Source organism: Xanthomonas hyacinthi, from assembly GCF_009769165.1.
In the GTDB taxonomy this organism is placed as follows: Bacteria; Pseudomonadota; Gammaproteobacteria; order Xanthomonadales; family Xanthomonadaceae; genus Xanthomonas_A; species Xanthomonas_A hyacinthi.
Window position 1 is genome coordinate 1195652 of sequence record NZ_CP043476.1, and the last position, 14818, is coordinate 1210469.

Genomic DNA, 14818 nt, shown 5'->3' on the forward strand with positions numbered 1-14818 from the left:
TTCCCCCGCCCATGAGCGACGTCCTTCCCATCATCCTGTCCGGCGGTTCCGGCACCCGGCTCTGGCCGCTGTCGCGCGAGTCCTATCCGAAGCAGTTCCTGCCGCTGGTCGGCGAGCACAGCATGCTGCAGGCCACCTGGCTGCGTGCGGCGCATGTGGCCGGGCATGCGCCGATCGTGGTCGCCAACGAGGAGCACCGCTTCGTGGCCGCCGAGCAATTGCAGCAGATCGGCGTGAAGCCGCAATCGATCCTGCTCGAACCCAAGGGCCGCAATACCGCCCCGGCCATCGCCGTGGCGGCGCTGGAAGCCACCCGCAACGGCGCCGATCCGCTGCTGCTGGTATTGCCCTCCGATCACGTGATCCGCGACGAAGCGGCGTTCCAGGCCGCGGTGCAGGTTGCCGCGGCGGCGGCCGAGCAAGGCAAGCTGGTCACCTTCGGGATCAAGCCGACCGCGCCGGAAACCGGCTACGGCTACATCAAGGCCGGCGCCGGCACCGGCGCCAGCGCGGTCGAGCGCTTCGTCGAGAAGCCGGACCTGGCCACTGCACAGGGTTATCTGGCCTCGGGCGAGTACTACTGGAACAGCGGCATGTTCCTGTTCCGCGCCTCGCGCTACCTGGAGGAATTGCGCCGCTTCCAGCCGGCGATCGCCGACGCCTGCACCAGGGCGTGGAACGCGGCCACCCGCGATGCCGACTTCACCCGCCTGGACAAGGACGCCTTTGCCGCCAGCCCGTCGGACTCGATCGACTACGCGGTGATGGAAAAGACCGCCGATGCGGTGGTGGTGCCGCTGGACGCGCACTGGAACGATGTGGGGTCCTGGTCCGCCTTGCTGGACGTCTCGCCGCAGGACGCGCAGGGCAATGCGCACCACGGCGACGTGATCGAGATCGATTGCCACAACACCTACGCCTACGGTTCGCGGCTGATCGCGATGGTCGGGCTGCAGGACGTGGTGGTGGTGGAGACCGACGATGCGGTCCTGGTCGGGCACCGCGGGCGCATCCAGGAGGTCAAGGAGATCGTGGCCAGGATCAAGGCCAGCGGCCGTTCCGAGGCCACCTGGCATCGCAAGGTGTATCGCCCGTGGGGCGCCTACGATTCGATCGACAACGGCCAGCGCTTCCAGGTCAAGCGCATAACGGTCAAGCCCGGCGCCACGCTGAGCCTGCAGATGCACCACCACCGCGCCGAGCACTGGACCGTGGTCAGCGGCACCGCCGAGGTCACCCGTGGCGAGGAAGTGCTGCTGCTCACCGAGAACCAGAGCACCTACATCCCGCTGGGCGTGACCCATCGCCTGAAGAACCCGGGCAAGCTGCCGCTGGAACTGATCGAGGTGCAGTCCGGCAGCTATCTGGGCGAGGACGACATCGTGCGCTTCGAGGACACTTACGGGCGCACCTGATACCTGCGCCATACCTGCACCAAGAAGCAGGAAGCGGCGACGGAGTTCCGTCGCCGCCTGCATGATGGGCGGCGATCAGCGGCAGTCCGCTCGATGGACGGCTGAGAGTTCGGACAATACGTGCCTCGCCCCCTCCTGCCAGGAGGGCGGCCGGATTCCGAAATCCCGGCGCAGCTTGCTTGTATCCAGACACGAATACATCGGCCGTCGCGCCAGGGCAGGATAGTCGGCCGTGGCGATGGCGGCGACCGAGGGCGCCTGCTGGATCAACCCCATGGCCGCAGCCTGGCGGAATATCTCTTCGGCGAACCCATGCCAGGTGGTCTCACCGGCCGCAGTCATGTGCCAGACCCCGGTTCGCTGTCCGTCATCCGAACCGATGACCTGGGCTGTGAGGTCGGCAATCAGCGCGGCCGCCGTCGGCGTTCCGACCTGATCGGCCACGACTCTCAACTGACCGCCATTGGCGCCAACGCGCAGCATGGTGCGAAGGAAATTGTTCCCATGCGCGGCGTGCACCCACGCGGTCCGGAAAATCAGATGGCGGCCTCCGGCCTCACGAATGGCACGTTCACCCGCCAGCTTGCTCGCACCGTAGACGCTCAGTGGCCTAGTCGGCGCATCCTCCAAATACGGCCGGCCGCCTTCTCCATCGAAAACATAGTCGGTCGAGTAATGCACGAGCGGAACGCCGTGCGCGGCACACCAGTGCGCGATGACGCCTGGAGCCTCCGCATTGGCCAAGAATGCAGCCTCTGGTTCCTGTTCTGCACGATCCACAGCGGTATAGGCGGCCGCGTTCACCACCCATGCCGGACGCAAATGCTCAAGCAAGGCGACGAGGTCCTGTTGCTGCGCGAAATCCGCCCTCGCGCACGTACTGCCATCTGCAAGGCGACCCGTCCGCGTCGTCGCCACGACCGGCCCAAGCGCGCCGAGCGCGCGGCGCAATTCCTGCCCCACTTGCCCGTTCCCCCCGAATACCAGCACCGTCATGGCGTGTAGTCGGGCAGGCGATCTCGCGGCACATCCCCGAACAACGGGGCGGCCCGGTCCTTGTCCGACAGCACCGGCTCGCCAATCGGCCAGTCCACGGCAATCAAGTCATCATTCCAGCGGATAGCGGCATCCGCCTCCTTCAAGTACACATCGGTGCACAAGTAATGGAAGACCGCACGCTCCGACAAAACAGCGAACCCGTGGGCGAAGCCCTCGGGAATCCAGAGCTGGCGGCGGTTCTCGCCACTCAGCACGGCCGCGGTCCACCGCCCGAAATGGGGAGAACCGCGCCGGATGTCCACGGCCACGTCGTAGACTTCGCCTTCGAGCACGCTGACGAGCTTGCCCTGCGGGCGGGGCCACTGGTAATGCAGACCGCGCAGCACCCTGCGGGCCGATGAGGAAAAGTTGCTTTGCACAAACCTCGTGGGCAGCCCCTTCGCAGCGAAGGGCTCGGCATTCCAGGACTCGAAGAAGAACCCGCGCGCGTCGGAGTGGACGACCGGCTCAATGACCAGACATCCCGGCAACGCGGTCTCGATCACCTTCAAAACACCTTACCTCGCCGCGCCAGTTCGTGGAGATATCGACCGTAGGCATTCTTGGACAATGGCGCCGCGAGCCGCTCGAGGTCTTCGCGACCGATCCAGCCGTTGCCAAAGGCGATCTCTTCCGGGCAGCACACTTGCAAGCCCTGCCGCGCCTGAATGGTCTCGATGAAATTGGCGGCCTCATGCAGCGACTGGTGCGTACCCGTGTCCAGCCAGGCATAACCGCGGCCCAGCGCCTCGAGGTGCAGGGATCCGTCCTCCAGGTAACAGCGGTTGAGGTCCGTGATCTCCAGCTCGCCGCGGGGAGAAGGCTTCAGAACCGCGGCGTAGTCCACGGCGCGGCCGTCGTAGAAATAAAGCCCCGTGACCGCATAGTTGGAGCGCGGCCGAGCCGGCTTCTCTTCGATATCGATGACCTTGCCACCGGCGTCGAACTCGGCCACGCCATAGCGCTCGGGATCGTTCACCCAGTATCCGAAGACAGTGGCCCCATGCCTGCGCTCATCGGCACGGCGCAAGGTCTCGGTCAGGCCGTGGCCGTGGAAGATGTTGTCGCCTAGAACCAGGCAGCTCGGCTGCCCGCCCACGAAGTCGCGGCCGATCAGGTAGGCCTGCGCCAAGCCGTCCGGATTCTGCTGGACCGCGTACCGGATGTTCATGCCCCACTGCGCGCCATCGCCCAGAAGGTTCTGGAACAACGCCTGCTCGTGCGGGGTATTGATGATCAGCACATCGCGAATGCCCGCCAGCATCAACACGCTGAGCGGGTAGTAGATCATTGGCTTGTCGTACACCGGCAGCAGCTGCTTGCTGATGCCTTGGGTGATCGGATACAGCCGGGTTCCGGAACCTCCGGCGAGAATAATGCCCTTGCGCTTGCTCATGTCGCTCGCTCCGTGATCAGGCCATCGTACCGATGCGCTCAAGGCGATAGCTGCCATCGAGCACGCCGCGCACCCAGGCCTGGTTGTCCAGGTACCAATCCACGGTAAATGCGATGCCCTGCTCGAAGGTACGCTTCGGCTCCCAACCGAGCTCGCTCTTGATCTTGGAAGCGTCGATCGCGTAACGGCGATCGTGGCCAGGACGGTCGGCGACATGGGTTATCTGGCTGGACCGCGGTCGGCCGTCCTGGCGGGGATGGCGTTCATCGAGCAGCGCGCAGATGGTGCGCACCACTTCGATGTTCTGACGCTCGGCATTTCCGCCGATATTGTAGGTTTCGCCCGAGCGGCCCTTCGCCAGCACGGTACGGATGGCCTGGCAGTGGTCGCTAACGAACAGCCAGTCGCGCACCTGCTTGCCATCGCCGTAAACGGGCAGCGGCTCGCCAGAGAGCGCCTTCGCGATGACGAGGGGAATGAGCTTTTCGGGGAAGTGGTATGGGCCGTAATTATTGGAGCAATTGGTGGTCAGCACGGGCAGCCCATAGGTGTGATGAAAGGCGCGCACCAGATGGTCCGACGCCGCCTTGGACGCGGAGTACGGCGAATTCGGTGCATAGGCTGTGGTCTCGGTGAATTTGCCGGTTTCACCCAGGGCGCCGTAGACCTCGTCGGTTGAAACATGCAGGAAACGGAAGGTGTCGCGCTTCTCAGCAGGCAGCGCCTTCCAATAGTCGCGAACAGCCTCGAGCAGGCCCAAGGTACCGACCACGTTGGTCTGGATGAAGGCGCCGGGCCCGTCGATGGAGCGGTCGACGTGGCTCTCTGCGGCGAAGTTCAGCACGGCATCGGGCCGGTGCTCGGCAAGCAAACGCCCCACCGAGGCGCGATCCCCGATGTCCCCCTGGACAAAGATGTGATCCGGGTTGTCCTGCAACGCTGCCAAGGTATTGAGGTTGCCGGCATAGGTCAGCGCATCGAGATTGACCACACGGACACCCTGGGCCACAGCCTCAAGGACAAAGTTGCCACCGATGAAGCCGGCTCCGCCGGTTACCAGCCAAGTTGCCACTGACGTCTCCTGAATAAGTTTTCACGTGCACAGCGCGGTCTATGGTCTACAAGCATAGCGGGTATCGCCCGCCAGCCAAATGCATCTATTCAGCCGCGGTGACAGATTGCTCCGTGGCTGCCGCAGAAACCATACGCAATCGCACGAATATGCAAGCCGGGTTAGAATTGCCCCCCTCCCCGGCAGGCTCAGCTGCGACCGGGCCATTCCGCATTCTGAAGGACCATTCCTCGATGAAGATCCTCGTCGCCTACAAGCGAGTGGTGGACTACAACGTCCGCATCCAGGTCAAGCCGGACGGCTCCGGCGTGGTGACCGACGGCGTCAAACTATCGCCCAATCCTTTCGATGAGATCGCGCTGGAGGAGGCGCTGCGCCTGCGCGACAAGGGCATCGTCAGCGAGGTCGTGGTCGTCACGATCGCACCCGCAGACGCCCAGGCGCATCTGCGCAACGGGCTGGCGATGGGCGCCAACCGTGCCATCCACGTGGTCACCGACGTCGCCATCCAGCCCTTGACCGCGGCCCGCACCCTGCTGAAGCTGGTGGAGAAGGAGCAACCCGACCTAGTGATCCTCGGCAAGCAGGCCATCGATGACGATGCGAACCAGACCGGGCAGATGCTGGCGACCTTGTGGGGCCGCCCCCAGGCTACCTTCGCCGGCAAGTTGGAGATCGCCGATGGGAAGGCAACCGTGACTCGCGAGGTGGATGCGGGACTGGAGACCCTGGAAGTCGAGCTACCGGCCGTGGTCACCACCGATCTGCGCCTGAACGAGCCGCGTTTCATCAAGTTGCCCGACATCATGAAAGCCAAGTCCAAGCCACTGCAGAGCGTGCCGTTCGCCGATCTCGGCGTCGACGCACACGACAGCCTGCAGACTACCCACTACGCATCGCCGGCGAAACGCAGCCGCGGCGTGATGGTCAAGGACGCCGCCGAACTGGTCGCAGCCCTGAAGCAAAAGGGACTGCTGTAAGCCAACTCGCCCGCCCCATTCAGGGAAGCGGGCGAGGCCTGAGGCTTTCCATTGAAGTCACCGAGTTCCCGCTGCGCGGGGATAGACAAATCCAGGAATCTCCCATCATGTCCACTGTTCTCGTCATTGCCGAGCACCTCAACGGCCAGCTCAATGCGGCCACCACCAAGGCAGTCGGCGCTGCGCAGGCATTGTCGCCACAGACCATCGACATCGTCGTGTTAGCTGCCGATCCGGCGTCGGTCGCAGCCCAGGCTGCGCAGATCGACGGCATCGCACGGGTGCTTACGGTCGCCAACCCGGCCAATGCCCAGGCACTCGCTCAGGTACTCGGCCCCCAGATTGCAGCACTGACCCGAACCAACGGCTACAGCCATGTGTTCGGCCCCTCGACCACATTCGGCAAGGATCTGATGCCGGTGGTTGCTGCACTGCTCGGCGTCAACCAGGTCTCGGATCTGATGGCCGTCGAGGACAGCCACACCTTCAAACGGCCCATCTACGCCGGCAATGCGATCATCACCGTGAAAGCACCGACAGATCAGGTGGTCGTCGCGACCGTGCGCAGCGCCTCATGGCCGGAGGCTGCGAAGAGCGGCGGCAGTGCGGCAATCGAGGCTGCGAGCATCGATGTCAACCTACCAACACATACCCGCTTCATTGGTCTGGCCGCTGGCCGGAACGACCGTCCCGACCTGCAGAGCGCCAAGCGCGTAGTGTCAGGGGGCCGCGGCGTCGGCTCGCAGGAGAACTTCCAGATCATCTACAAGCTGGCCGACAAGCTAGGCGCTGCGGTCGGCGCCTCGCGCGCCGCGGTCGACGCCGGATACGTGCCGAATGAACTCCAGGTCGGCCAGACCGGCAAGATCATCGCACCCGAGTTGTACGTGGCCATCGGCATCAGCGGTGCGATCCAGCACCTGACTGGCATCAAGGACGCCGGCACGATCGTGGCCATCAACAAGGACGCAGACGCACCCATCTTCGAAATCGCAGACATCGGCCTGGTCGGAGACCTTTTCACGATCCTGCCGGAGCTTGAGAAGGAAGCAGGCTAGGACGTGCCCGCGCTGCCAGAGGGAGGATTCCCTCCACGGGCAATCACCGCAGCTGCATTTGCCATAAACTTGCGTACTCTATTCAATCTCGCATCTGGCATGGGTGACGTGCACTGAGATGCAGCGCCATGCCCGCGCCCCCCGCTCCAGAGGACCCAGCCAGCCTATGATCGTCGGCAGAGGACTGCTCGCATCAGCTTTCGATGCCCATGCCATCGAGGCATTGGAAACCACGCTGTTCGCGTCAGGCGTTTCGAATTCCAACGAGACCGACCCTTCCGCGTATGCGCGCGAACAGGCGCTGCTGGAGGAACACCTGGCCGCAGCAACCGGTATGTTCGTCTATTTCAGCACCTGCAGCATCGAAGACCCCGACCGCGGCAATGGGCACTATGGACGCCACAAGGTGCGCATGGAGCAGAAGGTCATCGAACGCGGTGGCGACTACCTGGTCCTACGTTTGCCACAAGTTGTGGGACTCACGGGCAACCCGCACACCCTAACCAATTTCCTTGCCAACCGCTTGCGCAGTGGCGAACCAATTCCCATGTGGTCGGGCGCCGTCCGCTGCCTGATCGATGTTGAGCACGTCGCGGCGATCACCATGTCCCTCCTCAGAAGCAGTGGGCTCCGGCAAGTGCTGGCGACGCTTGCCCCGCCGGAAGTGATCACGATGCCCGAGCTGGTGGATGCGATGGAGTCCATCATGGGCCTGACCGCACGGCGCGAGATCGTCGAACGCAAGGGTGGTGCGCGGCCCGACGCCGCTCTGATGGTCAAGATGGCCCCAACGCTTGGCATCGACGTGAGTCCAGGTTACACCTGGCGCCTTCTACAGAAATATTATGGCCACCACGATGTCCGCTGATACCTGCGTGCTGTCCGTCGTCATTCCGGTCTATCGGAGCGAATCCATCCTGCCGACGCTCGCAGAAAAGCTTGGCCAGACGCTGCCTGCGATGTTTGGCGATTCGTTCGAGGTCATCTTGGTCAACGACTGCAGTCCCGACCGTTCGCGGGAAGTGCTCCTCGAGCTGGCGCGCGCGCGCAGTTGGTGGAAGGTGGTCAATCTGCGAAAGAACGCCGGCCAGCACAACGCCATCATGGCCGGCTTGCGCGTAGCGCGTGGACGGCAGATCGTGACCATGGACGACGACCTGCAGCACAATCCGGAAGATATCCCCCAACTGCTGGCGGCCCTCGCCGAGGGCTACGATGTCTGTTACGCGAGCTTCCACGCCAAACAACATGCGCTGTGGAAGAAAGCTGGAAGCGCGTTCAACGACCGCATGGCCGTCTACCTGCTTGGCAAGGCCCCCGGGCTGTATCTGTCCCCGTTCCGCGCAATGGTATCGGGCATTCGCGACGAGCTCATCAAGTTCACAGGGCCCAACGTCTATCTGGACGGGCTGATCCTGGCAAACACGGCGAGCATCACCAGCATCAAGATCGACCACCACGCACGCGCCGACGGCCAGTCTGGCTATAGCCTGCGCAAATCGGTCTCGCTGTGGCTGAAGATGGCCACGAGCTTTTCGGTATTTCCGCTGCGCCTGGCGTCGCTGACCGGGATCGCGGTGTCCATGCTGGGCTTCCTGTTGGCGCTCCTGTTCATCATCCAGCGCTTCATCTTCAACGCCATGCCGGTCGGCTGGGCTTCCTTGATGGTCTGCACGCTCATCGTCGGCGGCATCCAGCTGCTGGCGCTCGGCGTGATCGGCGAGTATCTCGGCCGTGCCTTGCGCCATGTCAATGCCACGCCACAGGTGGTGATCGAATCAACCGCCAACATCCCGTCCCCCGGCGAATCGACTACACCATGAAACCATTCCGCGCGGCGCTGGAAGATCCACGCATCCGGCAATTCCTGCTTTACGCGATCTGCGGCGGCACCGGCGTGTGCCTGGACCTGTGTCTCTATACCGTGCTCATCTGGCTGGACACCAACTACCAGATCGCGAACGCAGCAGGCTATATCGCCGGCACCCTGGCCAGCTTCACCCTCAATCGCCACTTCACCTTCCAGACATACGACCGCACCCTGCAGCGGCTTGGCCTCTTCCTCGGGACGGCGCTGATCGGCTACCTCGTTTCTAGCGCCCTGCTGTGGGTACTGGTCTCTATCCTCGGCTGGGGTCCGCTTTGGGCAAAGCTTGCGACATTGGCTGTGGTCCTAGTTCTTCAATTCTCTCTCAACCGGGCCATCACGTTCCGGGCACCTACGAGCATCTCAAGCAAATGAGCAACCAATTCCATACTGTGATCATCGGTGGCGGTTTCGCCGGCCTGTCTGTTGCCTATGAACTCGCCAAGCAGGGCCGGAAAGTAGTTGTCGTCGAACGCGACCAGGAACTCGGCGGCCTGGCCGGCGGCTTCAAGGTGGGCGACCAGGTCCTGGAGAAGTTCTACCACCACTGGTTCAACAACGACGTCGAAATCTTCAAGCTGATCGAGGAACTGGGCGCCAACGACAACATCGTGCTGCGCCCCACTCGAACCGGCATGTACTTCGCCGACCAGTTCTTCCGCCTTAGCACGCCGATGGACCTGCTGCGATTCAATGCCCTGCCGTTCATCGATCGCATCCGGCTCGGCATCGCCGTACTGCGTGCCCGCTCCGTCAAGGATTGGAAGAAGCTGGAGAATCTCAGTGCCAAGGAGTGGCTGCTCGATCTGTGCGGAGAGAACGCGTACAACGTCGTCTGGGATCCGCTGCTGGTCGGCAAGTTCGGCGACGTCGCGGATGACGTTTCCGCAGTCTGGTTCTGGAAGAAGCTGGTTCTACGCGGCGGTAGCCGCAGTAGTTCAGGCGATGAAGTGCTCGCATACTACCGAGGCGGCTTCGCGGCCCTGGCCGAGAAGCTGGGCGAAGCGATCGTCCGGCTTGGCGGAGAAATCAGGCTGGGCACGGGGGCTACCTCGGTGATCGCCCGCAATGGAGTCGCAAGCGGCGTTCGACTCGCGGACGGAGACATCCATGCCGACAACGTGGTGCTGTCCACGGCTTTCCCGATCTCCGCCGATCTCCTGCAGGGCACGGTCGACGACGCATTTCTCCACTCGCTGCGGCGTATCCGCTACCTGGCCAATGTCTGCATGGTGTTGTCGCTTGATCGCAGTCTGTCGGAAACCTATTGGCTGAACGTGAACGACCCTGGCTTTCCATACGTCGGCGTGATTGAGCACACGAACTTCGAACCGGCCAGCTCCTACGGTGGCCGCCACATCGTGTATCTCTCCAAGTACCTGCCCACCAGCCATCCCATGTATACGATGACGGACCAGGAACTCGTTGACTTCTCGCTGCCGCATCTGCAGAAGATGTTCCCGGCCTTCGATCGGAGCTGGATCCAGGACGTACACGTATGGCGGGCCGAATACGCGCAGCCGATCGCAGAGAAGCACTACTCCACGTTGGTGCCGGGCCGCGAGACCCCGCTTCGCAACGTGTACCTGACCAGCATGGCCCAGGTCTATCCAGAGGATCGGGGCACGAACTACGCGGTCCGCGAAGGCAGGAACCTCGCCACGGACATCCTGGCATCGGATTCGCGATAAATGGCCACCGAGTACATTGTCCAGGGCACGGACGATAAGCGCCGCAACCCCTCCGCGAACCAGCGACGCATCTCCATCGCGGCGCTGTATCTTTGCGCGGGGCTGCTTATTGTCGTGGTGCTGTATCCGATCCTCTGCAGTTTCCCGAAGGACAGAACGGGCGACGGCTCCGAATACTATGCGATGGAAATGGCCATCAGCATTGAGCATCGGCCGTATGTCCAGGCGGAGACGTGGGCTGCCTACGAGCAGCTGCGGGAGTCGGGACAGATCCGCGGGATGCAGCCGGCTGCCGATTTGCAGGCGTTCTATCAGCGCCTGACTTCCAACGGCGGAACGGATTTCAATCATTTCTGGTTCTATCCGGTAGCCGCGGCCGCGATCGGTCGAGCCGGCGAGTTGATCGGCCTCAGTCACGAGTCGCATGCGCACTTCATGCTGCTTCATGCTGTGCTGGTCGCGGGTCTGTTGCTCTTGTGCGCCCATCTGCACGGGTGGCGAGGGACTCTGGCGGCGGCGGCCATCCTCTTTGCGTCACCGGCCCTCTGGTATTGCAACAAGGTCCACACCGAACTTTTCACGGCGGCGCTCAGCACCGCAGCACTGGCTTGCGCGCTGCGGCAGCGCTGGGCGTATGCCGGCCTCTTGCTCGCAGTCGTTACCACCCAGAACATCAGCTTCGTGGTTCCGGCGTTTGTCGCCTGCACGATCGCCTTGTTCGCGCATGCGACGTCGCGCGAGACCAGAATGTCGCTACTCGAGGTCGTGGCACTGACGCTGGCCCCGATGGTCGCCTTGCTGCATCCGTTCTATTACTTCGCGCGATTCGGCAGCTTTACCCCACAGCTGATCAATGGCGGGGCGCAGGTCTCCGACCTCCATATCCTTTCGTCCCTACGATACATTTTCGACCCGGACATCGGACTCATCCCGAACTGGCCCCTGGGTCTCGTCATCCTGGCCGTGGGCCTCCACGGGGTGATCGCCAAGCGCTTCCCGCGCCCGACGCCGATCGCAGCGGGCTTCGTGGCCATCTATGCCTTGGCTGCGATGACCGCGCAAGCGGCCACGACCAACGTCAACTCCGGCGGCACTTTCGGTCCTGCCCGCTATGGACTGTGGTACATCTGCCTCTTCTATCCGCTCATCGCCCTGCTCGGACCTCTGAAGCAGTCGCAATGGAGCCGCTGGCTGGGACGCGCGACATGGGCGATCGCCGTGCTCGCGGTGGTCCTCGGCATGCGCCTTGCGTGGCCGGCGAAGATCGAGTCCTACCTCACTCCCAGTCGAGCGGCCTCGCTCATCTATGGCTACGTCCCCTGGCTCTGGAGCCCGACCGAGGAAGTCTTCTACGAACGCAATTCGGGCATTGGAGAACTGCGCCCGACGCTTCCTGCGCTGGTGGTGGGACCCAGGTGCCGCAAGGCTCTCTTCATGCCCGGCCAGGAATCAAGCACGTTGACGGTCTATCCGACCGGGGCATGCGCACTGACTCCGGAGAGCGGCGCCGCATTGATTGCCTCGAACTTCAAGGAGCGGCCGACCTCGCCCCAGTATTTCAGCATTGACCGCCAAGCCCTACCGAAGGCACCTATCTTTCCGGCAGCGCGCTCCATCAGTGTCGCTGGTTTACGCCCCTACCTCAGCGAGGGCTGGTCGGCCGATGAGCCCTCAGGGGTCTGGTCGCTGGGTGACGATTCGAGTCTGCGGCTGCGAATGGAAGAGGCTACGACGGAAGGCAGTCGGCTGCTTCTTCAGGTCAACGGCCTGTGGGCGCCAAAACGCCAGTCCATGGCGATCGGCGCGCGCGTCAATGGCGGAGCATGGCAGCAGACGACCCTGACGGCGTCGGCGCCACAGCCTCAACAGATCAAGATTGCATTGCCGGAACTGCCAGCGGGCGCCGAGGTGCAGGTCGAACTTCATTATGACCATCCCGCTTCGCCCGCTCAGCTCGGCATGTCTTTGGACAACCGAGTGCTGGGGATCTATCTAATCTCCCTACAATTGTCGCCGAGCACGCGCTAACTGCGGTCTCGGCCTCGGTCGCGCATCTCTCCGGTGCGCGTGCCGGTCGCTTATTGGGCAGCACTTCACCAAAGATCGTCGCTGCGCCCCGGTTCCCCGGGGCACAGTGCCCTGGATGGCCTCGTGCGCCGTGCTGGCGCGAACGACTGACGCCCGATCAACCCGTCTCGAGCATCCATTCGAGCGTCTGCCGCAAGGGCGGACAAGACCAGGTGCCGGCGGTGAGTACTTGAAGCAGCCCATTGTCGCCGCAGAGCACCTTCACCTCGTTCGTCCTGACGAACGCAGGGTTCACGGCGACGTCCAGAGTGTGCCCTGCGATCTGCGCGCACAGATCGATCACTTCCTGGAGTGAATAGGCAGTACCGGAGCACACATTGATGGTGCGGCCTACCGCATCATCCGATTCGAGCAATTGCCGATAGGCGGAGGCCACCGCCCTGACATCGCCGAAATCCCGCGATACATCGAGATTGCCCAACTCGATGCGCGATTCGCGCCTCGCGAAGTGCGAAACGATCTTCGGAATCAGGAAGTTGTCCGCCTGCCCCCTGCCCGTGTAATTGAACGGCCTGACCACGATCAGGGGCAGGCGTCCCTGCCAGAGCCGGACCACATGTTCCATGGCCAGTTTGCTGATGGCGTAGTCGTTGGCTGGCGCAGGGCTGATGGACTCGTCCAGTCGGCCAGCTGAAGAATTTCCATAGACGTTGGCGCTACTGGCGATCAGCAGGCGCACCGGGGAAAGCGCAGCGGCGTCGACGGCCTCCAGGAGGTGTCGCGTCCCCATCAGGTTGACGTTGTAGAAGTCGTCCGCGCTGCCGTGCCCCACGAAGGCAAGCGCCGCCAAATGGACGATGATGTCGGGGCGACTCGCCTCCAGCGCCTCACGCAGAGCGACACGATCGCGCAGGTCGGCGTGGTAGTGCCTGTCGGCCGGGGCCAGCCCGCGTGCCCATTGGGGCACGGAGTGGTCCGCACCGCCAAGCCCCACCACCTCGCATCCCTGGCGCTTCAGTTCGGCGGTTACATAGCGCCCGGTGAATCCGGACGCACCCGTGACCAGAATCCGCTTTCCCGCCAGGTCAGAAGGAAGCACCACGTTCATTCCTTTTAAGATCCGCATTCACCATCATCTGGCAGAGTTCCTCCAGATTCGTCTCAGGACGCCAGCCCAGCACGCGCTCGGCCTTTTCCGGATTGCCGATGAGCAGCTCCACCTCTGCAGGGCGATGGAACTTCGGATTGATTCGCATCACCGTCTTGCCGGTGTCTACATCCACCGCGATCTCGTCCAAGTCGCTGTTGCGGAACTCGACGTCGATCCCGGCGCCCTTGAAAGCCATCCGCACGAAATCACGCACAGTCTCGGTCCGATTGGTAGCAAGAACAAAGGTGTCCGGCTCACCAGCCTGCAGCATCCGCCACATGCCCTCGACGTACTCGCGGGCAAATCCCCAGTCGCGCTTCGCGTCGAGGTTTCCCAGCTCCAGGCAGTCCAGCAAACCGAGCTTGATCTTCGCCACCGAGTCGGTGATCTTGCGCGTCACGAACTCGCGCCCACGCAAAGGACTCTCGTGATTGAAGAGGATGCCGCTCGATCCGAAGATGCCATAGCTCTCCCGGTAGTTGACGGTCATCCAGTGCGCATACAGCTTGGCTACGCCATAGGGGCTGCGCGGGTAGAACGGCGTGCTTTCGATCTGGGGCACGGCCTGCACTTTGCCGAACATCTCGGAAGTCGATGCCTGGTAAAAGCGCACGTCCTTGTTGACCTGCCTGATCGCTTCGAGGACGTGGACCGCACCGATACCGGTGATCTGGGCGGTGGTTGTCGGCTGGTCGAACGAAACCCCCACGAAGCTCTGGGCCGCGAGGTTGTAGACTTCGGTAGCTCCCGTGCTTTCCAGCATCCGGATGCTCGACCCGAGATCGGTCAGATCGTATTCGATCAGACCCAGATTGGGATGCCCCGCGATGCCAAGTTCCTCGATCCGCCAGAAATTCACAGAACTTGTGCGGCGGTAAGTACCAAATACACGGTATCCCTTGTCCAGAAGCAGCTGCGCCAGGTAAGCACCATCCTGTCCTGAGATTCCGGTAATCAATGCAGTTTTCATCAACACATTCTCTACTATTTTAAAGGGCTGTTTCCGGTCTCTCGCGAGTCGACGCGAAGCCGGAATTCTTTGGATCCTGCCAGCCAGTGCGTGGCGAGTGGGATGTCATTTTCGCTACATGCCACGTTCTGCCTTGATAACCGTCGGCAGACG

The 14818-nt window shown here is 62.9% G+C and carries 14 protein-coding genes; 8 read left to right on the forward strand and 6 right to left on the reverse strand.

The window, feature by feature from the left end:
* Nucleotides 1–11: 11 nt before the first annotated feature.
* On the forward strand, nt 12–1415 hold the full coding sequence (locus tag FZ025_RS05460) for a mannose-1-phosphate guanylyltransferase/mannose-6-phosphate isomerase (protein ID WP_046980112.1): 1404 nt from the start codon (nt 12–14) through the stop codon (nt 1413–1415).
* Nucleotides 1416–1490: 75 nt separating this feature from the next.
* On the opposite strand, the gene rfbD is transcribed toward FZ025_RS05460, so the two are convergent.
* The 4 genes from rfbD to rfbB are packed head-to-tail and all read right to left on the reverse strand — an operon-like array spanning nt 1491 to nt 4921.
* Complete coding sequence (gene rfbD, locus FZ025_RS05465) at nt 1491–2411, reverse strand: dTDP-4-dehydrorhamnose reductase (protein ID WP_046980113.1); 921 nt, start codon at nt 2409–2411, stop codon at nt 1491–1493.
* Nucleotides 2408–2965 carry a dTDP-4-dehydrorhamnose 3,5-epimerase gene (gene rfbC, locus FZ025_RS05470; RefSeq protein WP_046980114.1) on the reverse strand — a complete coding sequence of 186 codons (558 nt, stop codon included), beginning with the start codon at nt 2963–2965 and terminating at the stop codon, nt 2408–2410. The genes rfbD and rfbC overlap by 4 nt, the downstream gene beginning before the upstream one ends.
* Nucleotides 2962–3849, reverse strand: a complete 888-nt coding sequence (rfbA, locus tag FZ025_RS05475) for a glucose-1-phosphate thymidylyltransferase RfbA (protein ID WP_046980115.1) — start codon at nt 3847–3849, stop codon at nt 2962–2964. The genes rfbC and rfbA overlap by 4 nt, the downstream gene beginning before the upstream one ends.
* 16 nt (nt 3850–3865) lie before the next feature.
* Nucleotides 3866–4921, reverse strand: coding sequence for a dTDP-glucose 4,6-dehydratase (gene rfbB / locus FZ025_RS05480; RefSeq protein ID WP_046980116.1), 1056 nt, complete (start codon nt 4919–4921; stop codon nt 3866–3868).
* Between the two features lie 233 nt (nt 4922–5154).
* On the opposite strand from rfbB, the gene FZ025_RS05485 reads away from it, so the two are divergent.
* From FZ025_RS05485 to FZ025_RS05515, 7 genes are all read left to right on the forward strand, one after another.
* Nucleotides 5155–5901, forward strand: coding sequence for an electron transfer flavoprotein subunit beta/FixA family protein (locus FZ025_RS05485; RefSeq protein WP_046980117.1), 747 nt, complete (start codon nt 5155–5157; stop codon nt 5899–5901).
* 107 nt (nt 5902–6008) lie between these two features.
* Complete coding sequence (locus FZ025_RS05490; protein ID WP_046980118.1) at nt 6009–6959, forward strand: electron transfer flavoprotein subunit alpha/FixB family protein; 951 nt, start codon at nt 6009–6011, stop codon at nt 6957–6959.
* A 166-nt stretch (nt 6960–7125) separates the two neighbouring features.
* A complete protein-coding gene (locus tag FZ025_RS05495; protein WP_046980119.1) occupies nt 7126–7827 on the forward strand; it encodes an NAD-dependent epimerase/dehydratase family protein in 702 nt (233 codons plus the stop codon).
* A complete protein-coding gene (locus FZ025_RS05500) occupies nt 7805–8782 on the forward strand; it encodes a glycosyltransferase family 2 protein (protein WP_244292465.1) in 978 nt (325 codons plus the stop codon). The genes FZ025_RS05495 and FZ025_RS05500 overlap by 23 nt, the downstream gene beginning before the upstream one ends.
* Nucleotides 8779–9201 (forward strand): GtrA family protein, encoded by a 423-nt coding sequence (locus FZ025_RS05505; protein ID WP_046980120.1) that lies wholly within the window; start codon nt 8779–8781, stop codon nt 9199–9201. Before FZ025_RS05500 ends, FZ025_RS05505 begins: the two co-directional genes overlap by 4 nt.
* Nucleotides 9198–10517 carry an NAD(P)/FAD-dependent oxidoreductase gene (locus tag FZ025_RS05510; protein ID WP_046980121.1) on the forward strand — a complete coding sequence of 440 codons (1320 nt, stop codon included), beginning with the start codon at nt 9198–9200 and terminating at the stop codon, nt 10515–10517. The genes FZ025_RS05505 and FZ025_RS05510 overlap by 4 nt, the downstream gene beginning before the upstream one ends.
* Nucleotides 10518–12545, forward strand: coding sequence for a hypothetical protein (locus tag FZ025_RS05515; RefSeq protein WP_046980122.1), 2028 nt, complete (start codon nt 10518–10520; stop codon nt 12543–12545).
* Nucleotides 12546–12702: 157 nt separating this feature from the next.
* Here the strand turns inward: FZ025_RS05515 and FZ025_RS05520 are convergent, their stop codons facing one another.
* Together FZ025_RS05520 and gmd are read right to left on the reverse strand one after the other, a co-directional pair.
* A complete protein-coding gene (locus tag FZ025_RS05520) occupies nt 12703–13653 on the reverse strand; it encodes an NAD-dependent epimerase/dehydratase family protein (protein ID WP_046980123.1) in 951 nt (316 codons plus the stop codon).
* Nucleotides 13631–14665 carry a GDP-mannose 4,6-dehydratase gene (gmd, locus tag FZ025_RS05525; RefSeq protein WP_046980124.1) on the reverse strand — a complete coding sequence of 345 codons (1035 nt, stop codon included), beginning with the start codon at nt 14663–14665 and terminating at the stop codon, nt 13631–13633. Before gmd ends, FZ025_RS05520 begins: the two co-directional genes overlap by 23 nt.
* Between the last annotated feature and the right edge of the window lie 153 nt (nt 14666–14818).